We start from the raw sequence: 25,919 nt of genomic DNA, 5'->3' as shown, positions 1-25,919 counted from the left end.
GCCCTTTCAGAGTACCGACTTTGAAAGGGTTGATTTTTTCTGAAACTTTGAACCTTTGTAATTCTGCAACTTTGTATCTTTGAGCCTTTGCAGCTTATTTTAAAAATTTGATTTCACAAAACACCATAGAAACCGTATTTGAAACCGCCCGTGTCGAGGAGGTTATCGGCGATTTTGTGCAGTTGAAACGCGCGGGCAGTAATCTGAAAGGACTGAGTCCGTTTTCCAATGAGAAGTCGCCTTCGTTTATGGTTTCGCCGGTGAAACAGATATGGAAGGATTTCAGTTCGGGTAAAGGCGGAAATGCCGTGACGTTCCTTATGGAACACGAACATTTTTCGTATCCGGAAGCCATTCGCTATTTGGCGCGAAAATACAATATCGAGATAGAGGAAACGGAGCAAACCGACGAAGATAAGGAAGTGGCCAATGAAAAGGAGAGTATGTATCTGGTTTCCGAATTCGCCCAAAAGTATTTTCATAATGTTTTGATGCATACCGATGAAGGTAAAGCGATCGGGTATTCCTATTTCAAAGAACGCGGATTCACTAAAGATACCATAGAGAAATTCGGATTGGGTTTTTCTCCTGATGCCTGGGATACGTTCACTATGGAGGCATTGGGGAAAGGCTATAAGCTCGATTATCTTGACAAAACCGGTTTGACCATCGTAAAAGAAGGGAAACAGTTTGACCGCTTCAAAGGTCGTGTGATGTTTCCGATTCAGAGTATGTCGGGTCGTATTTTGGGTTTCGGAGGGCGTATTTTAACCAATGATAAGAAAGCGGCGAAATACGTGAATTCTCCCGAAAGTGAGATTTATCACAAGAGCAAAGTGCTTTACGGAATTTTCCATGCGAAGCAGGCAATTGCGAAACTGGATAATTGTTTTTTGGTGGAAGGGTACACCGATGTGATTCAGATGCATCAGGCCGGAATCGAAAATGTGGTTGCGTCTTCCGGAACGGCTTTAACGCCTGACCAAATCCGATTGGTAAACCGCCTTACAAAAAATATTACGGTTTTATTCGATGGGGATGCGGCGGGACTTCGTGCTTCCATTCGCGGAATCGACCTGATTCTGGAAGAGGGAATGAATGTGAAAGTCTGTACTTTTCCCGAAGGGGAAGATCCCGACAGTTTTGCGAAGAAAACACCCTATGATGATTTGATTGCGTATCTCAGCAACAGTGCAATGGATTTTATTCAGTTCAAAGCCTCATTGTTGATGAAGGAAGCGAAAAACGATCCGATCAAGAAAGCGGAACTCATCAGGGATATGGTAACCAGTATTTCCAAGATTCCGGATAAAATCAAACGGGAAATCTACGTTCAGGAATGTTCCCGAATCATGGATATTTCCGAGGAAGTGCTTTTCAACACGTTAGCGCAACTTGTTCAGAAAGATATTCAGGAAGTCGGTAAGAAGCAAAAAACCGAACAAAAGGCGTTCGATGTTGTAAAGAATATCCCGGAAGCGGTTAATTCGGCGGTGGATGTTCAGTATGAGTTAGAACGAAAAATAATAGAAATTTTACTGTTGTACGGAACGGCTGAAGAAGAATTTGAAGATATTTTGCTGAAAGCCAATGAGGAAGGCGAAGCGGTTGAGACAAAAGAGATGAACAACTATAAGGTCTACCAGCGAATTTATCTGAGTTTACAGGAAGATGAGGTTGAATTGGCAAATCCTTTGTTTCGTGCTATTTACAATGATCTGATAAACTATTTCCATCAACACGAAACCTTTGAATTGGAGCAGTATTTAATGCGCCTTGATCCGCAGCTGGCTCAGGAGGTAACACACATTCTGATGGAAGAAGAGCGTGAAGTGCTGCACAATTGGGATTCGAAACAAATTGTCGTGAAACAAAAAAACCAGACGATAAGTCAATATGTTTCAGAAACGATACTGACTTTACGCTGGTTTTTGGTTGATAAGATTATCAGTGAATTGAAAAACAGTATTTCAAATGAGCCTGAAGCGGATAATACTGAAATTCTCTCTACCGCGGTAGATTATTATACATTGATTAATTCTTTTTCGTCTAAGTTAGGTAGGGTTCTGTCCCGATACAGTTAAACGATTTCCAACGACTTAGCTTTATTCACTAAATCAACTAAATTTGTTACATGTAGCTTAGTAAGCAAACGAAGCTTGTAAGTACTGATGGTTTTTTCGTTTAAAGTAAGCAGTTTTGCTATCTCCTTGTTTTTCTTTCCGTCGCTTAAATAACGTAAAACTTCAATCTCGCGGGAAGATAATTTTCGGTACAAACGATCCGATTTTTTACCTTTGTTAAGCAATGCAAGATTCTTTTTTACAGCGTCACTAAAGATAACGGCACCTTCATTAACTTTCTTAATAGCACTCTCTAATTCTTCCAGTTTTGAATTCTTATGAATGTAAGCGGAAACACCTGCTTTTAACGCGTTAGGTGCATAGATTTGTTCTCCTAAATTGGTGAAAACCACAATTTTAGTGTCAGAGTAATCTCTGATTAGAGATTTTACCAGGTTGATGCTTGATAGTCCTTCGAGTTCTAAATCAAGAACAACTACATCCATAGATTTCTTCTTTAGCATTTCGTCCAAATCGTCCAAATTACTAACGACCCCTACAAGACTAATATCAGCATTGTCTTTAAAATAGGCCTTCACCCCAAACTGTACAACAGGATGATTATCGGCTAAACACACTTTTATCATTTCGTCAATTTTTAATAGTAATTATCCTGTAAAGATACAAAAAAAATATAATGTACTGATAATCAATGAAGGAAATTTATTTCAATTCATTTGGGATCAAACACACAGGAATCTTTGTCATTTTATGTTGATTTGTTATATTTAAGCGTAAGAAAATTTTGAAGACCTCTTTTTCGCGTCCTTCGAAGTCATTTTCGGTCTTTCCGTCCGCCAATGCCTGCATGGCAATTTCCAGTTCATCATAGGTCGCTCCCAACTGATCTTCGTCACTTCGTTCGTCTTCATAAGCAGCATCGGTAAACAGTCCGTCGGTTGGTTTGGCGATTAAAATGCTGCTAGGAACTTCTAAGTATGCGGCCAATTTCCGCACTTCGCTTTTTAATAAATCGGCAATCGGACTGACATCCACGCCTCCGTCACCATATTTGGTAAAGAAACCAACACCAAAATCTTCCACTTTATTACCGGTCCCTGCAACCAAAGCACTGTGTAAACCGGCATAATAATAAAGAGTTGTCATGCGAAGTCTCGCTCTCGTGTTGGCTAGGGTCAGGGTTAGTAGGTACTCGTTTTCGGAGGTTGGAACTTCGGTTCTGAATTCTTCAAAAACAGGAGTCAGGTCAGCTACGGCATTCGAAACATTCGGGAATCGCTTTTTTAGTTGTTCGATGTGTTCTTTTCCTCTGCTGACATGGCTGGGTGCTTGGTGAATCGGCATTTCCACGCATAGGGTCGGCAATCCGGTTTGTGCGCAAAGGGTTGAGGTTAAAGCAGAATCAATTCCACCCGAAATACCTACAACAAAACCTTTCACTTTTGCGTTTACTGCATAATCGCGTAACCAGTTTACAATATGAGAGTTGATTTTATCGGCCTGAAAAGTGTTTGTCGTTACCATGATTATTTATGAAAATGTTTTAAAACTGTGGCGTATATTTGCGCCGAATTTATTTGCTATAAAAGTATGAATTTTTGACAAAAAAAATATGAAGAAGTATTTGTTACTTGCTGTTTTTGCTGCGCTTAGTATTTCCTGTAAAAAGGAAGATAAAGTTACCGAAGCGGCAGAGGCTATTCCCGTAAAAGTTGAAATCGAACGTTTTGATAAACTTTTCTACGAATCCAATCCCGAAGATTTGGTGCAACTGAAAAATAAGTATCCTTTTTTCTTTCCTGCAGGAAACCCGGATTCGGTCTGGACTAACAAAATAAAAAATCCGTTGTTGCGAGAATTATACGGAGAAGTTAAAAAGAAATTCCCGAATAATGCTGCATTTGAAAATGATTTAGAGCAGTTGTTTAAGCGTATTCAGTTTTATTACCCGGAATACAAAACGCCCAGGGTAATCACTTTGGTTTCTGAAGTGGATAAAGATGCAAAAGCAATTTACGCTGATAGTTTGGTGTTGCTTTCTTTGGATACTTATTTAGGTAAAGACCACCGTTTTTATGAAGGTTTCCCGAAATACATGCGTCAGGGATTTGAGCCTTCGCAAATGATGCCGGATCTGGTGAGCAGTTTTTCATTGGGTAAAATCGCACCGCCTTCGGACAGAACCTTGTTGGCACAGATGATTTACTTCGGAAAAGAATTATACCTTAAAGATATGTTGCTTCCTGATGCTGCGGACGGAGCAAAAATCGAATATACGGAGGATCAGATAAAATGGTGTCAGGAAAATGAAAGTGAAATGTGGAAATATTTCGTTAACAATAAATTATTGTACGATACGGATACCAAATTAATGCAGCGTTTTGTGGCTATCGGACCGTATTCGAAATTTTATCTTGAGATTGACCAGGAATCTCCGGGAAGAGTAGGGCAATGGCTTGGTTGGCAAATTGTGCGCTCGTATATGAATAACAATGATGTAACGCTTCAAAAAATGTTGGCTACGGATGCCAAGGAACTATTCGATAACTCAAAATACAAACCAAAGAAATAATGGCAAAAACAATAACTTCCGAAATTAAACTTACGGTAGAATTAGACGAAAACCGCGTACCGGAAAAAATAAAATGGACTGCACAAGATGGTGGCGTAAATGAAGAAGAGGCAAAAGCGATGTTGCTTTCTATCTGGGACAGCAATGTGCAGGAAACCTTGCGCATCGATTTGTGGACCAAAGACATGCCGGTGGATGAAATGAAAGTGTTTTTTCATCAGACATTAGTGGCTATGGCAGATACATTTCACCGAGCTACCGAAGACGAAAAAATGACCGCTACGATGAAAGATTTTTGTGATTATTTTGCGGAAAAACTGGAATTGAATAAATAAAAAACAACCACGAATTCACGAATTGGTATCGAAAGGATAAGTTTGAAAATTTGTGAATTCGTGGCAAAAATTAAAATCCATTGCTGTTAAATATCTCCTGATTCACACCGTCAATAAATTCCAATAAAGACTCTCTTCCGGTTTCTTCTGTGGATGAGGTAACGAAATACTGAGGCATCTCTTCCCAGTTATTTGCTAAAAGTGCTTTGCGATAGGCGGCTACATGCTGGTCTATTTTTCCTTTGCTGATTTTGTCGGCTTTGGTGAAAATGATGCAAAACGGCACTTCGGTTTCGCCTAGATAGGTGATGAATTCCAAGTCAATTTTTTGGGCTTCGTGACGAATGTCGACCAAGACAAAAGCGCAAACCAATTGCTCTCTGGTTTCAAAATAATCGGTGATGAATTTCTGGAAAACTTCTTTTGTTTTTTTAGAAACACGCGCATAACCATAACCGGGTAAATCCACTAAAAACCAATTGCTGTTAATTTTAAAATGATTGATTAACTGTGTTTTTCCGGGTCTTCCCGATGTTTTTGCCAGATTCTTATGGTTCGTCAGCATGTTGATCAAAGATGATTTTCCAACGTTGGATCGGCCAATGAATGCATATTCCGGCAAAGGTTCTTTCGGGCATTTGCTTACTTCGGAGTTACTGATTATAAATTCGGCGGTATTGATTTTCATGTTTTCTTAAATTTAAAAAGTTACAGTCGCCTGTAACTTTCTATATTATAAATTCGATTTTTTAAGCCATTCAAACATCAACTGATTGAATTCATTCGGGCATTCCATCATGGCAGCGTGGCCACATTTGTCAATCCAGTATAAATCCGAGTTTGGTAACAGTCTGTTAAATTCTTCGGCAACATCCGGTGGGGTAACCTTGTCGTTTCTTCCCCAGATAATACAGGTTGGCGTGGTCATTTTTGGTAAATCTTTCGCCATATTATGACGAATAGCACTTTTGGCAATGGTAAGTGTTTTGATCAGTTTGATTCGGTCGTTTACCGTAGCATAAACGTCATCAACGATTTCCTGGGTAGCGACTTTCGGATCGTAAAATACATCTTCCGCTTTTTTTCGGATGTATTCATAATCACCTCGTTTCGGGTAACTTTCACCCATTGCGCTTTCGTACAATCCGGAACTTCCTGTGATTACCAGTCCGGCCATTTTTTCCGGATACATTTTGGTGTGGTACAACGCGATATGTCCGCCAAGCGAATTTCCCAATAAAATTACTTTGTCAAATTCTTTATAAGTGATGAAGTCTTTTACGAATTTCGAAAAAGCTTTCACATTGGTTTTTAAAATATTGTTGGTGTATAGTGGTAATTCGGGAATTACAACTTTATAACCGTGTTTCGGGAAGAAATCAGCAACGCCGTCAAAGTTGCTTAAACCTCCCATAAGTCCGTGTAAAATAATGATAGGCGTGCCTTCTCCAGCTTCAAAATATCTGTATTTGCCTTCTTTTTTCAACATGTGTTTTTGGTGTATAATTATCCAATATAAATATCAGACAAATATATGATTTTCTCAGTAAATAGGAAGTCTTCAAAGTAAAATTCGGAAATACTTTCTTATTAAAACAGAATTTCGATCTAAAAGCTTAATTGTCAACAATTTTCATTTTTAAAATCACAAAATCCGAAATAAATCTGATTTTTTTAAATCAATAGAAAATGTAATCAAACAGCGTCGTTTTTTGAATATTTTCCGATGATTCTTTTAAAATACTAAACTATCGTTAAATATTAACAATGAGTGATTTAACAGATTTTCTTACGAACAGAGGGGAGAGTGGGAAAACTTATCAACAAAGTGGGGATTTGTGGTAAAATGTGGTAAAAAAATCTGTACTTTTGCTATAAATCATTTCAAAAACGATTCCAGTTGACGAACATAATCGGAACATACGAATGTAAAATTGATGCAAAAGGAAGGCTGATGGTGCCTGCGCCTTTGAAGAAGCAATTACCTTCTTTGGAGAGTGGTTTTGTGTTGAAGCGTTCGGTTTTTGATAAATGTGTCGAGCTTTGGCCGAAATCGGAATGGGATGTAATGATGCTGAAAATCAACAAGCTGAATCGTTTCGTGAAAAAGAATAATGATTTTATCCGAAAGTTTATGGCAGGTGTGAAGATAGTTGAGATTGATGATGCAGGACGACTTCTGATTACGAAAGATCTGATCGATTTTGCCGGAATCTCAAAAGATTTGGTGTTGACTTCAAAAGTGAACATCATCGAAATCTGGGATAAAGATTTGTACGAGCTGTCAATTTCCGGAGACGATATGGATTTTGCGGATTTGGCTGAGGATGTAATGGGTAATTTAAATGACGATGACAATGGAATATCATAATCCGGTTTTACTGAAAGAAACTGTGGACGGTTTGGATATCAAGCCGGATGGAATATATGTGGATGTGACTTTTGGCGGCGGCGGACATTCCAGAGAAATCATGCGTCGTTTGGGGCCGAACGGGAAGCTGTTTGCTTTCGATCAGGATACGGATGCGTTGGCGAATGCGATCGACGACGAGCGTTTTACGTTAATCAATGAGAATTTCCGATACATCAAAAGGTTTCTTCGTTTTTATGGTGTGAAAGAAGTGGATGGCGTTTTGGGGGATTTAGGAGTTTCTTCGCATCAGTTTGACGTGGCGGAACGTGGTTTTTCAACCCGTTTTGATGCTGAGTTGGACATGCGTATGAATCAGAAGGATGCGATAAGTGCTTATAATGTGGTGAACGAATATGAAGAGGCTGATTTGCGTCGCATTTTTGCAGACTACGGTGAATTGACCACGGCAAAAGGATTGGCGCATGCTATAATTGTGGCAAGAGCGGAAAGCCCGATAAAAAATACCGAACAATTAAAACAGGTGTTAAGTCGATTTTTACCGGCACACAAAAGCAATAAGATTTTAGCACAGATTTATCAGGCCATCCGGATCGAAGTGAATCAGGAAATGGACGTGCTGAAAGAATTTTTGGAGCAATCGTTGGAGATTTTGAAGCCGGGCGGGAGATTAAGTGTGATTTCGTATCACTCTTTGGAGGATAGATTGGTAAAACGTTTCATGAAAAACGGCATGTTTGAGGGGGAGCCGGAACGCGATTTCTTCGGACGATTCGAGGTGCCGTTCAAACTGATCGGAAAAATGATTGTGCCTACCGATGAGGAAATCAAAATAAACAGTCGTGCCCGAAGTGCCAAATTGCGAATAGCTGAAAAGAAATAAGATGAAGGGTGGAGTATACAGCTTGCTGAAAGCGAAATTTCTAATCGATGATGATGCGCTGAAAAACTGGAAGTTTATTGTATTCCTGATTTTGCTGGCGATGGTAATGATTGGAAATTCACACAGCTACGAACAAAAGAATTACAGAATTACGGAGCTGACCAATGAAGTGAAAGAGTTGCGGTCGGAATTTGTAGATCGACGCTCCCAACTGATGGAACTTAAAATGGAATCGACGATTTCAACTCAGATGGAACCACACGGTATTTTGCCGTCCTCTGTTCCGCCCAAGAAAATAAAAGTTAAAGAACAGGAAAGCAGTATTCTCAAAAAGATATGGCAGTAGAAAATAAAAATATTTCATACAGAATTTATTTGGTAGCCTTCACGATTTTCGTGATGGCTATTTTCGTTGCTATAAAACTGACCAATATTCAATGGGTTGAAGGTGATTATTACCGAAAATTAGCCAAAGAAAGAACGGTAAGAAACTTTGTAATCCCTGCCAATAAAGGGAATGTGTATTCAGCCGACGGTAGTTTGCTGGCGACTTCCATTCCGAATTATACCATTCGTTTTGATGCGGTGGCGCCTAAGAAAGAGCATTTTGATGATAATGTGAAGGACTTGTCCGATTCGCTTTCAATTATGTTCGGTAAACCTTCCGGTTTTTATCAAAGAGAATTGCGAAAAGCACGCGCCAATAAAAACCGCTATTATCTTGTAGCTCGAAAACTGAGTTATACCGAATACATGCGATTGAAAAGTTTTCCGCTTTTCAATTTAGGGGCTTATAAAGGTGGAATCATCACGGAACAGAAAACCGTGCGAGAACATCCTATCGGAAAAATTGCTGCCAGAACCATTGGTTATGAAAGGACTTACGACGACAAAAGATCCGATGGAAAAGGTATAGAATGGGCGTACAGATATTATATTAATGGTAAGGATGGTAAGCGACTGATGCAGAAAATCGCAAAAAATCAGTGGAAACCCATCAGTGACAACAACGAGATCGAACCGCGTGACGGGTATGATATTATTTCAACTATAGATGTTTATGTTCAGGATATAGCACACCATGCTTTACTGAAGCAATTGGAATATTATAAGGCGGATCATGGCTGCGTGGTGGTAATGGAAACCAAAACGGGTGAGGTGAAAGCAATTTCCAATCTGGGCAGAGATGATGAGAATGGGAATTATTACGAAACCGATAATTATGCCATAAGAGAATCACACGAACCGGGTTCAACCTTTAAATTGGTGGATTTGATTGCTTTATTGGATGATGAAAAGGTTGATACGAGCAAAGTATACGATTCTAAAGGTGGTGTTGTTACTTACAGAGGTAAGCCGGTTCGTGATTCAAACGGAAAAGGATATGGGAAAGTTTCTTTAGCCCGTGGTTTTGAACTTTCTTCTAACACCATTATGGTTCAGGCAGTATATGAGAATTACAAAAACAATCCTGAAGAATTTGTTAACCGATTGAATGGCTTGGGGTTGAACAAGCCACTCGGATTACCATTTAAAGGGGAAGGAAAGCCAAAAATTCCGCAACCGAGCGAGAAAAGCTGGTCGGCTATTTCATTACCGTGGATGGCCTTTGGTTACGGAGTTTCCATGACGCCTTTGCAAACCTTAACCTTGTACAATGCCGTTGCCAATAATGGTGAAATGGTGAAACCGCAATTCGTTCGCGAAATCAAAGAGTGGAATAAGACCATCAAAAAATTCGATAAGGAAGTCATTAATCCGAAAATTTGTTCGGATGAGGCTCTGGCAAAAATAAAAGCGGTTTTGGAGAATGTGGTTAAAAAAGGGACTGGCTCTAAATTATATTCCAAAGATTTCTCCATGGCCGGTAAAACCGGGACAGCTCAGGTGAATTACCACAAGGGCGACGATAAAATGTACTATGCGTCTTCGTTTGTTGGATTCTTTCCAGCCGATGAACCGAAATATTCGTGTGTCGTAGTAGTACACAAACCCAACGTGGCAGCAGGGTATTACGGAGCAGATGTGGCCGGACCAGTTTTTAAAAGAATTGCACAGAAAATCTTCACCGATGTCCCGTCCACCAATGAAATTAAAACGCTGAATGTGAAAGTCAAGCATCAGGAGAAAAACTATGCTGATTATTATAACAAAGCGCAGAAGAAAGAAAATGTTGTTCCGAATGTAAAAGGAATGTCGGCTATGGATGCCATTGCCTTATTGGAAAATTCCGGAATGAAAGTTAAAGTGAAAGGAATCGGTAAAGTGAAACAGCAATCCATTCAGCCGGGACAACGATTTAACAGAAATCAAATCATAACACTCGAATTATCGTGATGATTTTAAAAGACATATTATATAAGGTAGCCATTGAAGCGGTAAAAGGTTCAACCGACATCGAAGTGGGCAAAATCGAATTCGATTCGAGAAAAATCGTTTCGGATGATGTTTTCGTGGCCATAAAAGGAACGGTTTCTGATGGTCATGATTTTATCGAAAAAGCAATCAATCTTGGCGCTACGGTTATTGTTTGTGAAACGTTTCCAGGTTTAGTTGTAGACGGAATCACTTACGTTCAGGTTAACGATACCAGCGCGGCTTTGGCTTTCATGGCGGCTAACTTCTACGGAAATCCGTCGGCCAATCTGAAATTGGTAGGTGTAACCGGTACGAACGGAAAAACAACGATCGCTTCATTATTATATCAGTTGTTTAAAAATGCGGGGTATAAAGTAGGATTGCTTTCGACGGTGAAAATTCTGGTGGATGATACCGAATACAAAGCCACACATACTACGCCGGATTCGCTTACGATAAACCATTATCTGAACGAAATGACGGAAGAAGGATGTGAATTTTGTTTCATGGAGGTGAGTTCGCACGGAATCCATCAGAAGAGAACCGAAGGCCTGCATTTTGTGGGCGGTATTTTTACCAATCTGTCGCATGATCATTTGGATTACCATACGTCATTTGCCGAATACCGTGATGTGAAAAAATCATTCTTCGATAATCTGCCAAAAACCGCTTTTGCACTTTCAAATGTTGATGATAAAAACGGAGCGGTGATGCTTCAGAATACGAAAGCAAAAAAAATGACGTATGCTTTGAAATCCTACGCCGATTATCGTGCACAGATTTTAGAAAACCAATTGTCAGGGTTACTGCTTAAAATCAACGATCACGAGGTTTGGGTGCGTTTGATCGGTTCGTTCAATGCCTATAATTTACTGGCGATTTACGGAACGGCAATACAACTGGGTTTAGATAACTTTGAAGTATTACGTCTGTTAAGCGAGTTGCAAAGTGTTTCCGGACGTTTTCAGTTTATTGTCTCCGAATCCAATATCACGGCAATTGTGGATTATGCCCATACGCCGGATGCTTTGGAAAACGTACTGAAGACCATCGAAGACATTCGAACCAAAAACGAACAACTGATCACAGTTGTAGGTTGTGGCGGTGACAGGGATACGGCGAAAAGACCAATTATGGGGCAAATCGCTTCCGAAATGAGTGATAAAGCCATTTTTACTTCCGATAATCCGAGAAGTGAGGATCCGGACATGATTATTACCGAAATGGAACAAGGTGTTAAACCTCAGGATTATAAAAAAACGATTTCCATTACCGACAGAAAGCAGGCGATCAAAACGGCGTGTCAACTGGCGCAAAGCGGAGATATTATTCTGATAGCCGGAAAAGGACATGAAACCTATCAGGAAATTCAGGGTGTCCGTCATGATTTCGACGATATGAAAATTGTAAAAGAACTATTAGATCAACTAAACAAGTAAGATATGCTGTATTATTTATTTCAATATTTAGACAAAGTAATGGATGTTCCCGGAACAGGAGTATTTCAGTATATCACGTTCCGTTCGGGTTTGGCCATCATTTTGTCACTGATGATTTCCACTATTTTCGGTAAGAGGGTTATCAACTATTTGCGAAGACTGCAAATCGGAGAAACCGTTCGTGAGTTAGGTCTGGAAGGGCAAACGCAAAAAGCTGGAACTCCTACAATGGGAGGATTAATCATTATTTTTTCCACTTTGATTCCGGTATTGTTGTTGGCAAGATTGGATAACATCTATGTATTGTTACTGATTGTAACCACAGTTTGGATGGGGACAATCGGATTTATAGACGACTATATCAAAATTTTCAAAAAAGATAAGGAAGGTTTAAAAGGGAGATTCAAAGTAATCGGTCAGGTTGGTTTGGGTTTGATTGTGGGTTCGGTGTTGTATTTTCACCCTGCCGTTACTGTCAGAACGGATACTTCAACTACGGATGTTTTTAAACCGGGTGCTGTGGTTTCGGCCATTGCCAAAGAAGAAAAGTCAACTGCCACAACAATTCCGTTCTTTAAAAACAACGAAATGGATTACGCCGAATTATTGGCATGGACAGGCGATAACTATAAAGATTACGCTTGGTTGATTTTTATTCCGGTGGTGATTTTCATCATAACTGCGGTTTCCAACGGTGCGAATTTAACTGACGGTATTGACGGTTTAGCGGCAGGAACTTCTGCGATTTCGGTACTCGCCCTCGGAATTTTTGCCTTCGTTTCGGGGAATATCATTTTTTCGAATTACCTGAACATCATGTATATTCCTAATTCCGGAGAAATGACGGTCTACATTGCGGCCTTTGTAGGGTCGCTCATTGGATTTCTTTGGTACAACACGTATCCGGCAACGGTTTTTATGGGGGATACCGGAAGTTTGACAATTGGCGGAATCATTGCGGTTCTAGCCATCGCAGTCAGAAAAGAGTTGTTGATTCCGGTTTTATGCGGAATATTTTTAGCAGAAAATTTATCGGTGGTACTTCAGGTTTCCTACTTCAAGTACACCAAAAACAAATACGGTGAAGGCCGAAGGATTTTCCTGATGTCGCCATTGCATCACCATTATCAGAAGAAAGGGTATCACGAAAGTAAAATCGTAACCCGATTCTGGATTGTGGCTATTTTATTGGCAATTTTCTCATTAGTATCCTTAAAATTACGATAAGATGCGATTAGTGGTTTTAGGTGGAGGAGAAAGCGGTGTAGGTACCGCAATCCTGGGAAAGAAAAAGGGATACGACGTTTTTGTATCGGATTTCGGAGCGATAAAAAATAATTATAAGGAAGTGATGATTTTGAATCAGATTCCGTGGGAAGAAAACCAGCATACGGAGGAACTGATTTTAAATGCAGATGTGATTATGAAAAGCCCCGGGATTCCGGATAAGTCAAATATCGTCAAGCAACTCAAAAAAAAGAACGTTCCTATTATTTCTGAAATCGAATTTGCAAGCCAGTTTTCGGATGCTGTTACCATTGGAATTACCGGGAGCAACGGTAAGACGACAACGACGATGTTAACGCATCACTTGCTGAAACAAGGCGGAATGAACATCGGAATCGCCGGAAACATCGGAAAAAGCTTTGCTTGGCAGATTGCTGAAAACAAGTTTGATGCCTATGTTTTGGAATTAAGTAGTTTTCAGTTGGACGGCATTGTGAATTATCGCCCGCACATTGCGGTGATGACGAATATCAGTCCGGATCATTTAGATCGTTACAATTATGATTACGATTTGTATATCGCGGCTAAATTCCGAATTACAAAAAACCAAACCGAAGACGATTATTTTGTATACGATGACGATGATGAGGCTATAGTGAAATGGTTATCGGAAAATGAAATACGAGCCAAAAAAATTCCTTTTTCACTTATTAAAAAATTAGAAGAAGGTGCTTACGCAGACGAAAATAATATAACAACCAAAATAAATAACGACCAATTTACCATGGCAATCAACGAACTGGCTTTAGAAGGAAAACACAATGTGAAAAACGCGATGGCAGCTACTACTGTGGCTCAATTAATGCGCATCCGCAAGGAAACTATCCGTGAAAGTTTGTCTAATTTCCAGGGGGTTGAACACCGATTGGAAAAAGTGTTGAAAATTCAGAATGTACAGTACATTAACGATTCTAAGGCAACGAACGTTAATGCAACCTTTTTTGCGCTGGACAGCATGAATACGCCTACGGTATGGATTGTCGGAGGGGTCGATAAAGGAAATGACTATGCCGAATTAATGCCGTTGGTTCGTGAAAAAGTGAAAGGAATCGTTTGTTTGGGTGTGGATAATTCAAAAATCATGAAAGCGTTTGAAGATGTTGTGGATGTAATGATTGAAACGACAAGCATGACCGAGGCGGTTAAAATCGCACAGCGCATGGCCGAAAAAGGGGATACGGTTTTGTTGTCACCGGCTTGCGCGAGTTTTGATTTGTTTGAAAACTACGAAGACCGTGGGAAGCAGTTCAAAAACGCGGTTCAGAATTTATAATTGAGGATAGAGAATAGAAGATAGAAAATAGATTAAAGATTGTGAATATTAATGAAAGGTAAGGTATAAGAAACTTTGCTGCTCTGTGACTTCGCAACTTTGCAACTTTGCAACTCAAAAGAAATGAAAGAACTAATTGGTAAACTTAAAGGAGACAGGGGAATTTGGGCGTTTGTGGCTCTGTTGTCGCTGTTTTCCTTTATGCCTGTTTTCAGTGCGAGTACCAATCTTGTGTATGTGGTGGGGAATGGGTCTATAGTTGGACATTTGATTAAGCATTTGGTCCATGTTTTTATCGGGTTCTGTTTTATCTATTTCGTTCACAGGACGCCGTATCATTATTTTAAAGCATTTTCCTGGTGGCTGATGCCGGTAGTTATTATTTTGCTTGGATTTACCATGCTTCAGGGAACTACTATCGGGGGTGCTAATGCTAGTCGATGGTTGCAGATTCCGTTTATCGGGGTGTCGTTTCAGCCTTCCGCTTTCGCCTTCCTGGTGATGATGGTTTATGTGGCGCGATACCTCTCTAAAATTGATGAAAAAGAATATACATTTAAATCGTCATTAATTGAATTATGGATGCCGGTTTTCGGAATAATTGGCTTAATTTTGCCGGCCAATTTTTCCACTGCAGCCTTAATGTTTTCGATGGTTTGTATGTTGGTTTTTGTCGGGAAATACAGATTGCAATACCTGTTTACGATTATCGGACTTGGGATAGCCAGTTTGTTAATTTTCATCCTGATAGCGAAAGCCTTTCCAGATAACAAGTTGACTAGCCGTGTAAATACCTGGATGAGTCGTATCGAGCGTTTCAGTTCGGATGAGGAAAATGAGGACGATTATCAGATTGAAAAAGCAAAAATAGCCATTGCATCCGGTAAGATTTATGGATTGGGTCCGGGTAAAAGTGTTCAGAAAAACTTTTTGCCACAGTCGTCTTCCGATTTTATCTACGCGATTATCGTGGAAGAATATGGTTTGTTGGGCGGATTTGTCATAATGGGATTGTACCTGTTATTGTTTTTTCGATTCCTGATAACCTCGCATAAGGCGCCAACACTATTCGGGAAACTGCTCATTGTCGGACTCGGTTTTCCGATCATTTTTCAGGCGTTCACCAATATGGGCGTGGCGGTCGAATTATTGCCGACAACGGGACAGACCTTGCCATTAATAAGTAGTGGAGGAACGTCTATTTGGATGACCTGTATTGCGGTCGGCATCATTTTAAGTGTTACGAAGAAGGAAGAAGAAATAGCGCAAATTGAAGCCGAAGCCAGATTAAGAGATGAAGCATTGCAACGCATCATCGATCGTGAAGTGGCACTGGAATCAGAAAGCGAAAATGAAATTGACGAAATAGTCGAAAGAGCCAAAAAAGCGGAAGCCGGCGAAAACTACTCGATAGAAGATCATACGGATAATCCGATGAATGCGGTTTTGAATAAGAAGTAAGGGAAAAGGGAAAGGGAAAAGACGCAAGAGACAAGAGTCAAGAGAATAGAATATAGAAAATAGAGGGTAGAAAAAAACTTAGAGACTTTGAGTCTTTGCGGTAAAAAAGGAAAACTAAGTAACTCAGAAACTAAGCAATTCAGTAACTAAAAAAATGAAGAATAATCCAAAATTCATAATCAGCGGAGGAGGAACCGGAGGGCATATTTATCCGGCGGTGGCGATTGCGAACGAGTTGAAAAACCGTTTCCCGGATGCCGATATTCTTTTTGTAGGCGCCAAAGATAAAATGGAGATGCAGAAAGTGCCTCAGGCTGGTTACCCGATTAAAGGATTGTGGATTGCAGGAATTCAGCGAAAACTGACCTTGGAAAATGCGATGTTTCCGTTGAAGCTGATTTCGAGTCTGTCAAAATCATTAGGAATTCTGAAAAGTTTTAAACCGGATGTGGTTATCGGGACCGGCGGATTTGCCAGTGGTGCTGTTTTAAAAGTAGCTTCCATGATGGGAATTCCAACGGTAATTCAGGAGCAAAATTCCTATCCCGGAATCACTAATAAATTATTGAGTAAAAAAACCAATAAAATTTGTGTGGCTTACGAAAATTTAGAGCGCTTCTTTCCGAAAGAAAAAATGATTTTAACCGGTAATCCGGTGCGTCAGGATCTGATTTCGGTTGGTGAAAAAAGAAGTGAAGCCATAGCGCATTTCAATTTGGATGCTTCCAAAAAGACATTGCTGGTTTTAGGAGGAAGTTTAGGGGCAAGAAGAATCAATCAGTTGCTTGAAAAAGAACTGGATTTTCTGTTGTTGCAAAACGTTCAGATTATCTGGCAATGCGGAAAATTGTATTTTGAAGAGTACAAGCATTTTTCGGATAAGGAAAATGTTCAGGTGCTTTCATTTATTGATCGGATGGATTTGGTTTATGCTGCCGCAGATGTGGTAATCTCCCGTTCAGGTGCTTCTTCGGTGTCCGAATTGTGCATCGTGGGAAAACCGGTAATTTTCATCCCGTCGCCTAACGTGGCCGAAGACCATCAGACCAAAAATGCAAAAGCCATCGTCGACAAAAACGGAGCGCTTCTGCTTAAAGAATCAGAATTAGACACTCAGTTCGAAACTGTTTTTCAGAATTTAATTTCCAATGAAGAACAACAGAAACAATTGAGTACAAACATAAAACAATTGGCTTTGCCCAACGCGACAAAACAAATCGTTGACGAAATCGTAAAGCTGATCAGATAACAGATGCCAGAAGGCAGATTGCAGTAGTTAGAAGTTGGAATTATCACAAAAAAAACCTTAATAACTCAGTGCCTTAGCGCCTCAGAACCTAAAAAGAATATGAACCTGAACCAAATACAAAACGTCTATTTCATCGGAATCGGAGGCATCGGAATGAGTGCCTTAGCGCGTTATTTCAAATTCATCGGAAAAAATGTGGCGGGTTATGATAAAACGCATACGCATTTAACAGGTGAATTGGAGGAAAGCGGTATTGCGATTCATTTTGAAGACGACGTGAAGTTGATTGGTCAGGAGTATCTGAATAAGGAAAATACGTTGGTGGTAATCACGCCGGCGGTTCCGAAAAACCATACGGAGTGGAATTATTTTCTCGATAACGGATTCACGGTAAAAAAGAGGGCCGAGGTTTTGGGAATTATCACCAAAGATACGTTCTGTTTTGCGGTTGCAGGAACGCACGGAAAAACAACGACTTCAAGTATTTTGGGTCACGTGTTGTATGAAAGCGGTGCCGATGTGACTGCTTTTTTAGGTGGAATTGTGGAGAACTACAATTCGAATTTAATCGGAAGCGGAAAAACGGTAACGGTAGTGGAAGCGGATGAATTTGATCGTTCGTTTTTACACCTGCATCCGAATATCGCTTGTGTAACATCGATGGATGCGGATCATTTGGATATCTATGGCGATGCAACAGCGATTGAGGCTTCGTTTGTGGAGTTTGCCGATAAAGTCGAAGACAAAAACCATCTTTTCATCAACAACGGATTGCCTTTAAAAGCGATTACCATTGGTGTGAATGATGATTCTGATTTCGTGGCAAAAAATATAAGAATAGAAAGCGGTTGGTATGTTTTCGACGTGAAAACGCCAACAGAAGAAATAAAAGATTTACAATTTGGCCTACCGGGCAGACACAATCTGACCAATGCTTTGTTAGCTTTGGCGATGGCACGTACTTTCGGCACCCCGACCGAGGACATTGCCAAGGCTTTTTTAACATTTCAGGGAGTGCGACGCCGTTTTTCATTTCAGATCAGAAAACCGGAGTTGGTGTATATCGACGATTATGCGCACCATCCTACGGAAATTAACGCAGTGCATCAGGCGGTTCGCGAGTTGTATCCGGGTAAAAAAGTGTTGGCGGTTTTTCAGCCGCATTTGTTCAGCAGAACGAGAGATTTTGCCGATGATTTTGCCAAAAGTTTATCGCAATTTGATGAAGTGATGTTGTTGGATATTTACCCGGCCAGAGAATTGCCGATGGAGGGAATTACCTCGCAATGGTTGTTGGATAAAATGAAAAATGACAATAAAAAACTGGTTCAGAAAGAAGAATTGATCTCACTGATGAAAGCCTCTGATGCTCAGGTGATTGTTACGATCGGCGCGGGTGATGTTGGTGAAATGGTTCCGGATATTAAAAAAGCGTTGGAAAATGAGGAAAATTAAATGGACAGATGTGCGATTGGTGCTCATGTTAGGCGTGTTGATTTTTTTGTATTCGTTCTCTGAAAAGCGAAACGAAAGCCGGAAATTGGTGAAAACCGAAGTGAAATTTGCAGGAGAAAACATGCCTTTTCTTACAGATGAAATGGTTAATAACTTGTTAATACAAAATTCGGGGAGTGTTACGAGCATACGAAAAGAAAAATTAGATTTGAATAGATTAGAGCGCGAACTCGATAGTCATCAGATGATTGCCGATGCACAGGTTTACGCTACTGTTGACGGAACTCTAAAAGCACTCGTAACGCAAAAGACCCCAATCGCGAGAGTGAGTAACGAAAGAAGTTCTTATTACATTGACTACGAAGGGAATAAAATGCCTTTATCGGATCATTTTTCCGCAAGAGTGCCGCTTGTTTTTGGTGAGATAAATAACGAAAACAGAAAAGGGCTGACGGAAGTTTTTCAGAATATTCACGATGATGATTTTCTGAAAAAAAACATCACCGGAGCTAAGATTTTAGAGTCGGGAAGTGTGCTGATGACGAATCGGAATTACAATTATGAAATTCTTTTCGGTAAACCGATAAATGTTGATAAGAAGTTTAATAATTACAAAGCTTTCTTTCAGCATGCGATGAAAGATACCTTGATAGGCGAATATAAAATGATTAATTTGAAGTTTACACAACAGGTTGTGTGCACCAAATAGAAGGAGAATATGGAAAAAGAAAGTATTGCAGTAGGATTAGACATCGGGACAACAAAGATTGTTGCGATGATCGGCAAGAAAAATGAGTACGGGAAGTTAGAGATTTTAGGCGTTGGAAAATCCAAAAGCCTTGGTGTGGCTCGTGGCGTGGTAAACAATATTACACAAACAATCCAATCGATTCAGCAGGCCATTGTTGAAGCGGAAGCTGATTCGGGTTATAAGATTAACGATGTGGTGGTGGGTATTGCCGGTCAGCACATCCGCAGTATTCAGCATAGTGATTATATCAGCCGAAGCAATCCTGAAGAGGTGATCGGTGATGCGGATATCGACTTGCTGATTAATCAGGTTCATAAATTGGCGATGCTTCCGGGTGAAGAAATTATCCACGTATTGCCACAGGAATTTAAAATCGACGGTGAATCTGAAATTAAAGAGCCTATCGGAATGTACGGTGGTCGTTTGGAAGCCAGTTTTCATGTCGTGGTAGGACAAGCTTCTTCCATCCGAAACGTCGGAAGATGTATTAAAAGTGCCGGCCTGGATTTATCCGGATTGACCTTAGAGCCGTTGGCGTCTGCTGATGCTGTTTTAAGTCAGGAAGAAAAAGAAGCCGGAGTAGCTTTGATTGATATCGGGGGCGGGACAACGGATTTGGCAATTTTCAAAGACGGTATCATTCGTCATACAGCTGTGATACCTTTCGGAGGAAATGTGATTACCGACGATATTAAAGAAGGTTGTTCGATTATCGAAAAACAGGCTGAATTATTAAAAGTAAAATTCGGATCGGCTTGGCCGGGTGAAAATAAAGACAACGAAATTGTTTCTATTCCTGGATTAAGAGGTCGTGAGCCAAAAGAGATTTCGTTAAAAAACCTTTCGAAAATCATTCACGCACGCGTGGTGGAAATCATCGAACAGGTTTTTGCTGAAATTAAAGCTTACGGTCACGAGGATCCGCGTAAAAAATTAATTGCAGGAATCGTTTTAACCGGTGGTGGTGCGCAATTGCAACATATTAAGCAGTTGGTGGAGTATATCACGGGAATGGATACCAGAATCGGATATCCTAACGAGCATTTGGCTGGAGATTCTGATGAGGAAATTTCAAGTCCGATGTACGCAACCGCGGTTGGTCTGGTAATGAACAGTATCCGCAATAATACCAAAAGCGCAACGCCTTTGGTGGAAATGAGAAAAGAAGAGCCAAAAGTAGAGATTAAGCCACAAGTTGTAGTTGAAGAACGTGTAGAAGAAGAAGTGGTCGAACAACCGCTACATCAGCCACAGCCAGTTTATGTAAGGCAACCGGAAATGCATCATGAGTCAACGGGTGATAAGATAAAACGAGGCTTTTTTGATAAATATATAGACAGAATTAAAGAATTTTTAGATAACGCAGAATAAAACCGATACAGTATGGAAAGCAACTCAGATTTTGGAAGCATCTCATTTGATTTACCAAAAAATCAATCAAATGTGATTAAAGTTATTGGTGTAGGTGGAGGTGGTAGTAATGCCATCAACCACATGTTTAAACAAGGGATTAAAGGGGTGGACTTTATTGTTTGTAATACCGATTCACAGGCATTACAAAACAGTTCGGTACCCAACAAAATCCAATTAGGTCTTAACTTAACTGAAGGTTTAGGTGCCGGTGCGAATCCCGAAGTGGGACAGCAGTCGGCTTTGGAGAGTATCGAAGAAATTGAAAAAATGTTGGATAGCAATACCAAAATGGTATTCATTACTGCCGGTATGGGAGGTGGAACAGGAACAGGTGCTGCTCCGGTTATCGCGCAATTGGCAAAAGAAAGAGATATTCTTACGGTTGGTATTGTTACCATTCCGTTTCAGTTTGAAGGAAAAGTTCGTCAGGACCAAGCGTTATCAGGTGTTGAAAGACTTAGAAAGCAAGTGGATTCTTTAATAGTTATCAATAACAATAAATTAAGAGAAGTTTATGGGAACCTTGGTTTTAAAGCCGGTTTCTCTAAGGCAGACGAAGTATTGGCAACGGCTTCTCGTGGTATAGCAGAAGTTATTACGCATCACTATACGCAAAATATCGATTTAAAAGATGCCAAAACCGTGTTGTCAAACAGCGGAACGGCCATTATGGGATCGGCTGTTGCTTCTGGTGACAACCGTGCGAAAGATGCTATCATCGACGCTTTGGATTCTCCATTGTTGAACGACAATAAAATTACAGGTGCTAAAAACGTATTGTTATTAATCGTTTCGGGTACGAATGAAATCACGATTGACGAAATCGGAGAAATCAATGATCATATCCAAACGGAAGCCGGTTTCAACGCCAACATCATTATGGGGGTTGGTGAAGACGAATCGTTAGGAGATGCTGTGGCGGTAACTATTATCGCAACGGGATTTAACGTAGAACAGCAAGCGGAAATCGTTAACACTGAGCCTAGAAAAATCATCCATACTTTAGAGGGTGAGCAAAAACTGGTTCAGGATTTGACTCAAAAACCGATTGTTCCATCTTTCGATTTTTCCATTCCGACAGAACAACCTAAAGCAGAGCCGGTAGTGGCAGAAGTAGCTCCGATTGTAGAAGAAAAAATCGTATTTACGTTGGAAGAGGAGGTTGAAGTTGTTGAAGCAAAAAAGCCAATGGCGGAAGTGGATTTAGTGCCGACTTCCGAGTTCATCAATAATCTGGATGTGTTTTTTGAAATCGTTTCTCCGGCAGTCGAGCAGCCTAAATTCGAAATCAAAGACGTTCGTGAAATCGAAGTTTTCGGTGCCGAAATCGTGAAGCCTGAAATCGATCAGGTTCAGGAGCAAATCACGTTCTCGTTCGATTTGTCCAACGGAGGTGTTTCTACTAACGACGACAGAAGGGTTTTCAATTTATCAGAGGAAACCAAACAAATGTTCGTGAACGAACCGGTTCAGGTGGTTCCTGTAACCGAGGTGAACCAATCCGGTGTGATCCGCTATTCTCTGGATGATTACATGGAAAAAGAAAACGAATTGGCAACTTCAAAACCGGTAGTGGAAGAAGTGAAGGAGGAGCCAATCGCTGCCGAACTGAACTTCACCATGAAAAGAACCGAAGCAACTCCGGTAGCGCCTCAAGCACATTTCGACGAGATTTCCCCGGTGGAAATGACTATTGAAGAAACGTTGCGTATGCGTGCCGAAGAACGCAAAAGAAAAATGAAAGAGTTCAATTATAAATTCAACAACAGCGCAACTCGCGTGAACGAGTTGGAAAGAGAACCTGCATACAAACGAATGGGAGTGGATTTAAATGCCGCTTCTGTGGATAACAGCAAATCCCGCATGTCTTTGGGAATGGACAGTAACGATGACATTCAGTTGCGTTCCAATAACTCCTTCCTGCACGACAACGTGGACTAACTAACCTGTTTTTTTGAGAAACCTTTAACCCGAAGCAGTGATGTTTCGGGTTATTTTTTTATCTTCGCATAGCAAAACAAGAAAATGGTTTTGGAGCGAATGGTTAAGGCTTTGTCAGTCAGCCATTTTCCCGCTTTCCCTCCAATTTGTCATTGCAAGATTGCAAAGCAATCTCACAATACCAAGATTTCCGTCCTCCCGGTAGCTATCGGGACGGGGCTGGGAAGGGAGTCATTTGAATTTTTGTAAACAAAAAAATAAAAGGTGTCTTCAGGACTTGTTGAAGGATATTATCCTGAGTCTGTTGAAGAACAAATAACCGAATAAACAAATAACCAAAATGAGTTTAGCAGCAAAAATCATGGACGAAATGAAAACCGCCATGAAAGCAAAAGATACCGTGGCATTGGAAGCTTTACGCGCCATAAAATCAGAATTATTATTAGCGCAGACTGCATCCGGTTCAAAAGAAGAAATCTCGGAAGAGGAAGAAATCAAGTTGTTGCAGAAATTGGTAAAAATGCGTAAAGACAGCGCGGGTATTTTTACGACCCAAAACCGTCCTGATTTGGCAGAACCGGAATTGGCGCAAATCGCGGTAATCGAGAAGTTCTTGCCGGCTCAACTTTCCGAAGCGGAAGTGGAAGCAATCGTAGCGCAAATCATTGCAGAAACCGGCGCAACCGGAATCGCTGCTATGGGTAAAGTTATGGGATTGGCATCCGCAAAATTAGGCGGAACAGCGGAAGGAAAAACGATTTCCACCATCGTTAAAAAATTATTAGTTTAAAATAGAACAAAGAGAATAGATTAAAGGAAATAGATTTGGTAAAAGTCTTTTCTCTTTGTTCTGTATTCTTTACTCTAAATAATGGCCTCGTAGTTCAACTGGATAGAATATCAGATTTCGGCTCTGAGGGTTGGGGGTTCGAACCCCTCCGAGGTCACGAATAAAAAAGAAACAAAATGTTGTGTTTTGTTTCTTTTTCGTATTTTTAGGCGATCCATCAAGCATGGTGTTATAAAATTCAAGTTAAATTAAGTAAGCCCCAAATCTGTACATTGCAATATTTAGTAGATTTTTTGATTGGTTTTGTCCTGCTTTTTTTTGTCGGAATGTTCCTTTTTAAGGCTTTCGAGAAAGGGTATATAGCTGTTTTCAATAAGCCGCTTTACATTCATTTTTACCCATTTCTCAGGCGGTTAAAGAAAACACAGCGGGCAATTCTCAGGAACGAATTCGTATATTACTCTAAACTCTCCCGAAAAGACAAAAAGTATTTTGAACACCGCGTGGTTAATTTTATTGCCGAATATGAATTCGTGGGTAAAGAGGGTCTGGTGGTAGACGATCAGATGAAAGTGCATATCGCGTCCACCTCCACGATGCTGACTTTCGGTATGAAAAATTACCTGTATGATGTTTTTGAACGCATTCTGATTTACCCCGACGAATATTATTCAACCACAACCGCAAAATATCACAAAGGGGAATTCAATCCTTCGGTTAAGGTGATTGCATTCTCCTGGACCGATTTTCAGAAGGGATTCAGCATCGAAAACGACAACCATAATTTAGGACTTCACGAATTTGCCCATGCGCTTAATTTTCAGGCCATGAAAAGCAACAATACCAGCATGACTATATTCTCGGATATGTTCGATGAAATCATGCGGGATATTCATCATTTGCCCAATGCAAAACGTCTTGTTGATTCGGATTACTTCCGGATTTATGCCTACACCAATAAGTATGAATTCTTAGCCGTTGTACTGGAGCATTTTTTTGAAACACCACACCAATTCAAAAGTGAATTTCCAGAACTCTACCAAAAGATTGCTCTGATGATTAACTTCAGGGAAAGTCGCTAAAATTTTGTTAAATACCATTTGGAATGAGTGGCTTGGAAAAGATTAAGAAGTAGCTTTGTTTAAACCAAATCAAAATAACAAAGTCTAAAGGACTTAATCTTTCATCGTATGAAACCCAAATACATAATTTACTTGTTGCTCTCCATTGTCTTGGGAGGGATGATTTTTTACAGAATATCCGAAAATAAAGAAAAAGAGGAAGGTGGTAAAGGAAAAGGAGGCGGAGATAAAAAACCGTCAAGAGTTACGGGGATTGTTTTAAAGCCTCAGGTTTTTTCCGATAATCTTTCGCTGTCAGGTTCCATTGAGGCCAACGAACAGGTGGAAATCCGCAGTGAAGTCTCCGGTATAGTGGAAAGTATCAATTTCGAGGAAGGAACTTTGGTTTCAAAAGGACAACAACTTTTAAAGATCAATGATTTGGAGTTACGCGCCCAATTGTCGCAAGCCAAAACCAAACAGACCCTAGCCTCCGAAAACGAAAGAAGAGCGCGATTGTTACTGCAAAAAGAAGCCATCAGTCAGGAAGAATACGATATTGCCAGCGCCGACTTCCGTTCCGCTAAGGCACAAACACAGCTGATTCAGGCTCAAATTGCTAAAACATCGGTAAAAGCGCCTTTTTCAGGTAAAATCGGACTGCGTTCCATTTCCAAAGGAACCTATGCGACTCCAACAACGGTTATCGCCAATTTGGTAAACACCAGTCAGGTGAAGATTACATTTTCCATTCCCGAAAAATATGCTGTGCAAATGAAAATCAATACACAACTTTCGTTTACTGTAGCTGGTTCCAAAGAGGTGTTCTCGGCAAAGATTTATGCCATTGAGCCCGGAATTGAAGTGGAGACCCGAACGTTAAAAATGAGAGCCATTGCCGATAATCCGACCGGGAAATTAATTCCGGGAACATTTGCAAGTATCGCTTTGCCGTTGGATAAAATCAACGACGCCTTGTTGGTGCCTACCGAAGCACTGATACCGGTTCAGAACGGCAAAAAAGTGTTTATCTCGGTTGATGGAAAAGCAAAAGAAGTAATGGTGGAAACCGGTGCCCGAACCGATAAGGAGGTTTTGGTGATTTCAGGTTTAAAAGCCGGAGATACCGTTTTAACCAGTGGTGTGATGACGTTAAAAGAAGAATCTCCCGTACAAGTAAAGTTAAAGTAAGATAA

23 protein-coding genes and 1 tRNA gene are annotated in these 25,919 nt (G+C 40.4%); 20 read left to right on the top strand and 4 right to left on the bottom strand.

Going from position 1 to position 25,919, the window contains the following annotated elements:
* The first annotated feature begins 107 nt into the window (after positions 1–107).
* Entirely contained in the window at positions 108–2,084 is a 1,977-nt protein-coding gene (dnaG, locus tag FLJC2902T_RS03945; protein ID WP_023578481.1) for a DNA primase, read from the top strand.
* On the opposite strand, the gene FLJC2902T_RS03940 is transcribed toward dnaG, so the two are convergent.
* Entirely contained in the window at positions 2,081–2,710 is a 630-nt protein-coding gene (locus FLJC2902T_RS03940) for a response regulator transcription factor (protein WP_023578480.1), read from the bottom strand. The genes dnaG and FLJC2902T_RS03940 overlap by 4 nt on opposite strands.
* 76 nt (positions 2,711–2,786) lie before the next feature.
* On the bottom strand, positions 2,787–3,608 hold the full coding sequence (gene nadE / locus FLJC2902T_RS03935; RefSeq protein WP_023578479.1) for an NAD(+) synthase: 822 nt from the start codon (positions 3,606–3,608) through the stop codon (positions 2,787–2,789).
* A gap of 88 nt (positions 3,609–3,696) precedes the next feature.
* On the opposite strand from nadE, the gene gldB reads away from it, so the two are divergent.
* Positions 3,697–4,656 (top strand): gliding motility lipoprotein GldB, encoded by a 960-nt coding sequence (gene gldB, locus FLJC2902T_RS03930; protein ID WP_023578478.1) that lies wholly within the window; start codon positions 3,697–3,699, stop codon positions 4,654–4,656.
* Positions 4,656–4,991 carry a gliding motility protein GldC gene (gene gldC, locus FLJC2902T_RS03925; protein WP_035677077.1) on the top strand — a complete coding sequence of 112 codons (336 nt, stop codon included), beginning with the start codon at positions 4,656–4,658 and terminating at the stop codon, positions 4,989–4,991. Before gldB ends, gldC begins: the two co-directional genes overlap by 1 nt.
* A gap of 70 nt (positions 4,992–5,061) precedes the next feature.
* On the opposite strand, the gene yihA is transcribed toward gldC, so the two are convergent.
* Both yihA and FLJC2902T_RS03915 read right to left on the bottom strand, forming a co-directional pair.
* Positions 5,062–5,679 (bottom strand): ribosome biogenesis GTP-binding protein YihA/YsxC, encoded by a 618-nt coding sequence (gene yihA, locus FLJC2902T_RS03920; RefSeq protein ID WP_023578477.1) that lies wholly within the window; start codon positions 5,677–5,679, stop codon positions 5,062–5,064.
* A 45-nt stretch (positions 5,680–5,724) separates the two neighbouring features.
* Positions 5,725–6,480 (bottom strand): alpha/beta fold hydrolase, encoded by a 756-nt coding sequence (locus FLJC2902T_RS03915; protein ID WP_023578476.1) that lies wholly within the window; start codon positions 6,478–6,480, stop codon positions 5,725–5,727.
* A gap of 411 nt (positions 6,481–6,891) precedes the next feature.
* On the opposite strand from FLJC2902T_RS03915, the gene mraZ reads away from it, so the two are divergent.
* From mraZ to FLJC2902T_RS03830, 17 genes are all read left to right on the top strand, one after another.
* Positions 6,892–7,362, top strand: coding sequence for a division/cell wall cluster transcriptional repressor MraZ (gene mraZ / locus FLJC2902T_RS03910; RefSeq protein ID WP_023578475.1), 471 nt, complete (start codon positions 6,892–6,894; stop codon positions 7,360–7,362).
* Positions 7,337–8,245, top strand: a complete 909-nt coding sequence (gene rsmH, locus FLJC2902T_RS03905; protein ID WP_035677074.1) for a 16S rRNA (cytosine(1402)-N(4))-methyltransferase RsmH — start codon at positions 7,337–7,339, stop codon at positions 8,243–8,245. The genes mraZ and rsmH overlap by 26 nt, the downstream gene beginning before the upstream one ends.
* A gap of 1 nt (position 8,246) precedes the next feature.
* A complete protein-coding gene (locus FLJC2902T_RS03900; protein ID WP_035677072.1) occupies positions 8,247–8,591 on the top strand; it encodes an FtsL-like putative cell division protein in 345 nt (114 codons plus the stop codon).
* Entirely contained in the window at positions 8,582–10,582 is a 2,001-nt protein-coding gene (locus FLJC2902T_RS03895) for a penicillin-binding protein (RefSeq protein ID WP_023578473.1), read from the top strand. Before FLJC2902T_RS03900 ends, FLJC2902T_RS03895 begins: the two co-directional genes overlap by 10 nt.
* Positions 10,582–12,042, top strand: a complete 1,461-nt coding sequence (locus tag FLJC2902T_RS03890; protein ID WP_155958852.1) for a UDP-N-acetylmuramoyl-L-alanyl-D-glutamate--2,6-diaminopimelate ligase — start codon at positions 10,582–10,584, stop codon at positions 12,040–12,042. Before FLJC2902T_RS03895 ends, FLJC2902T_RS03890 begins: the two co-directional genes overlap by 1 nt.
* 3 nt (positions 12,043–12,045) lie before the next feature.
* Entirely contained in the window at positions 12,046–13,269 is a 1,224-nt protein-coding gene (gene mraY, locus FLJC2902T_RS03885; RefSeq protein ID WP_023578471.1) for a phospho-N-acetylmuramoyl-pentapeptide-transferase, read from the top strand.
* A 1-nt stretch (position 13,270) separates the two neighbouring features.
* The gene (gene murD / locus FLJC2902T_RS03880; protein WP_023578470.1) at positions 13,271–14,602 is read left to right on the top strand and encodes a UDP-N-acetylmuramoyl-L-alanine--D-glutamate ligase; all 1,332 of its coding nucleotides are present in this window, start codon (positions 13,271–13,273) and stop codon (positions 14,600–14,602) included.
* A 123-nt stretch (positions 14,603–14,725) separates the two neighbouring features.
* Entirely contained in the window at positions 14,726–16,063 is a 1,338-nt protein-coding gene (locus FLJC2902T_RS03875) for an FtsW/RodA/SpoVE family cell cycle protein (RefSeq protein WP_023578469.1), read from the top strand.
* Between the two features lie 154 nt (positions 16,064–16,217).
* Positions 16,218–17,312 (top strand): undecaprenyldiphospho-muramoylpentapeptide beta-N-acetylglucosaminyltransferase, encoded by a 1,095-nt coding sequence (gene murG, locus FLJC2902T_RS03870; RefSeq protein ID WP_023578468.1) that lies wholly within the window; start codon positions 16,218–16,220, stop codon positions 17,310–17,312.
* Between the two features lie 99 nt (positions 17,313–17,411).
* On the top strand, positions 17,412–18,767 hold the full coding sequence (gene murC, locus FLJC2902T_RS03865) for a UDP-N-acetylmuramate--L-alanine ligase (RefSeq protein WP_023578467.1): 1,356 nt from the start codon (positions 17,412–17,414) through the stop codon (positions 18,765–18,767).
* Positions 18,754–19,476 (top strand): cell division protein FtsQ/DivIB, encoded by a 723-nt coding sequence (locus FLJC2902T_RS03860; RefSeq protein ID WP_035677067.1) that lies wholly within the window; start codon positions 18,754–18,756, stop codon positions 19,474–19,476. The genes murC and FLJC2902T_RS03860 overlap by 14 nt, the downstream gene beginning before the upstream one ends.
* 9 nt (positions 19,477–19,485) lie before the next feature.
* The gene (gene ftsA / locus FLJC2902T_RS03855; RefSeq protein WP_023578465.1) at positions 19,486–20,889 is read left to right on the top strand and encodes a cell division protein FtsA; all 1,404 of its coding nucleotides are present in this window, start codon (positions 19,486–19,488) and stop codon (positions 20,887–20,889) included.
* Between the two features lie 12 nt (positions 20,890–20,901).
* The gene (gene ftsZ / locus FLJC2902T_RS03850; protein WP_023578464.1) at positions 20,902–22,872 is read left to right on the top strand and encodes a cell division protein FtsZ; all 1,971 of its coding nucleotides are present in this window, start codon (positions 20,902–20,904) and stop codon (positions 22,870–22,872) included.
* Positions 22,873–23,212: 340 nt separating this feature from the next.
* On the top strand, positions 23,213–23,662 hold the full coding sequence (locus tag FLJC2902T_RS03845; RefSeq protein WP_023578463.1) for a GatB/YqeY domain-containing protein: 450 nt from the start codon (positions 23,213–23,215) through the stop codon (positions 23,660–23,662).
* Between the two features lie 83 nt (positions 23,663–23,745).
* Positions 23,746–23,819, top strand: a tRNA-Arg gene (locus tag FLJC2902T_RS03840).
* Positions 23,820–23,934: 115 nt separating this feature from the next.
* Positions 23,935–24,744: a zinc-dependent peptidase gene (locus tag FLJC2902T_RS03835; protein ID WP_023578462.1), complete on the top strand. Its 810-nt coding sequence runs from the start codon at positions 23,935–23,937 to the stop codon at positions 24,742–24,744.
* A 108-nt stretch (positions 24,745–24,852) separates the two neighbouring features.
* Positions 24,853–25,914 (top strand): efflux RND transporter periplasmic adaptor subunit, encoded by a 1,062-nt coding sequence (locus tag FLJC2902T_RS03830; RefSeq protein ID WP_023578461.1) that lies wholly within the window; start codon positions 24,853–24,855, stop codon positions 25,912–25,914.
* Positions 25,915–25,919 lie beyond the last annotated feature (5 nt).

Source organism: Flavobacterium limnosediminis JC2902 (assembly GCF_000498535.1).
Classification (GTDB): Bacteria; Bacteroidota; Bacteroidia; order Flavobacteriales; family Flavobacteriaceae; genus Flavobacterium; species Flavobacterium limnosediminis.
The sequence above is the reverse complement of the archived record's forward strand: the minus strand, read 5'-3'. Positions and strand labels throughout refer to the sequence as shown.

Excerpts from the sequence above, each read along its gene's own strand:
- FLJC2902T_RS03830 (WP_023578461.1), top strand. The coding sequence starts at position 24,853 with ATGAAACCCAAATACATAATTTACTTGTTGCTCTCCATTGTCTTGGGA.
- murG (WP_023578468.1), top strand. The coding sequence starts at position 16,218 with ATGAAGAATAATCCAAAATTCATAATCAGCGGAGGAGGAACCGGAGGG.
- rsmH (WP_035677074.1), top strand. The coding sequence starts at position 7,337 with ATGACGATGACAATGGAATATCATAATCCGGTTTTACTGAAAGAAACT.
- mraY (WP_023578471.1), top strand. The coding sequence starts at position 12,046 with ATGCTGTATTATTTATTTCAATATTTAGACAAAGTAATGGATGTTCCC.
- yihA (WP_023578477.1), bottom strand. The coding sequence starts at position 5,679 with ATGAAAATCAATACCGCCGAATTTATAATCAGTAACTCCGAAGTAAGC.
- FLJC2902T_RS03860 (WP_035677067.1), top strand. The coding sequence starts at position 18,754 with ATGAGGAAAATTAAATGGACAGATGTGCGATTGGTGCTCATGTTAGGC.
- gldC (WP_035677077.1), top strand. The coding sequence starts at position 4,656 with ATGGCAAAAACAATAACTTCCGAAATTAAACTTACGGTAGAATTAGAC.
- FLJC2902T_RS03900 (WP_035677072.1), top strand. The coding sequence starts at position 8,247 with ATGAAGGGTGGAGTATACAGCTTGCTGAAAGCGAAATTTCTAATCGAT.
- FLJC2902T_RS03915 (WP_023578476.1), bottom strand. The coding sequence starts at position 6,480 with ATGTTGAAAAAAGAAGGCAAATACAGATATTTTGAAGCTGGAGAAGGC.
- gldB (WP_023578478.1), top strand. The coding sequence starts at position 3,697 with ATGAAGAAGTATTTGTTACTTGCTGTTTTTGCTGCGCTTAGTATTTCC.
- FLJC2902T_RS03895 (WP_023578473.1), top strand. The coding sequence starts at position 8,582 with ATGGCAGTAGAAAATAAAAATATTTCATACAGAATTTATTTGGTAGCC.
- FLJC2902T_RS03940 (WP_023578480.1), bottom strand. The coding sequence starts at position 2,710 with ATGATAAAAGTGTGTTTAGCCGATAATCATCCTGTTGTACAGTTTGGG.
- murC (WP_023578467.1), top strand. The coding sequence starts at position 17,412 with ATGAACCTGAACCAAATACAAAACGTCTATTTCATCGGAATCGGAGGC.
- FLJC2902T_RS03890 (WP_155958852.1), top strand. The coding sequence starts at position 10,582 with ATGATTTTAAAAGACATATTATATAAGGTAGCCATTGAAGCGGTAAAA.
- ftsZ (WP_023578464.1), top strand. The coding sequence starts at position 20,902 with ATGGAAAGCAACTCAGATTTTGGAAGCATCTCATTTGATTTACCAAAA.
- murD (WP_023578470.1), top strand. The coding sequence starts at position 13,271 with ATGCGATTAGTGGTTTTAGGTGGAGGAGAAAGCGGTGTAGGTACCGCA.
- ftsA (WP_023578465.1), top strand. The coding sequence starts at position 19,486 with ATGGAAAAAGAAAGTATTGCAGTAGGATTAGACATCGGGACAACAAAG.
- nadE (WP_023578479.1), bottom strand. The coding sequence starts at position 3,608 with ATGGTAACGACAAACACTTTTCAGGCCGATAAAATCAACTCTCATATT.
- FLJC2902T_RS03845 (WP_023578463.1), top strand. The coding sequence starts at position 23,213 with ATGAGTTTAGCAGCAAAAATCATGGACGAAATGAAAACCGCCATGAAA.
- FLJC2902T_RS03875 (WP_023578469.1), top strand. The coding sequence starts at position 14,726 with ATGAAAGAACTAATTGGTAAACTTAAAGGAGACAGGGGAATTTGGGCG.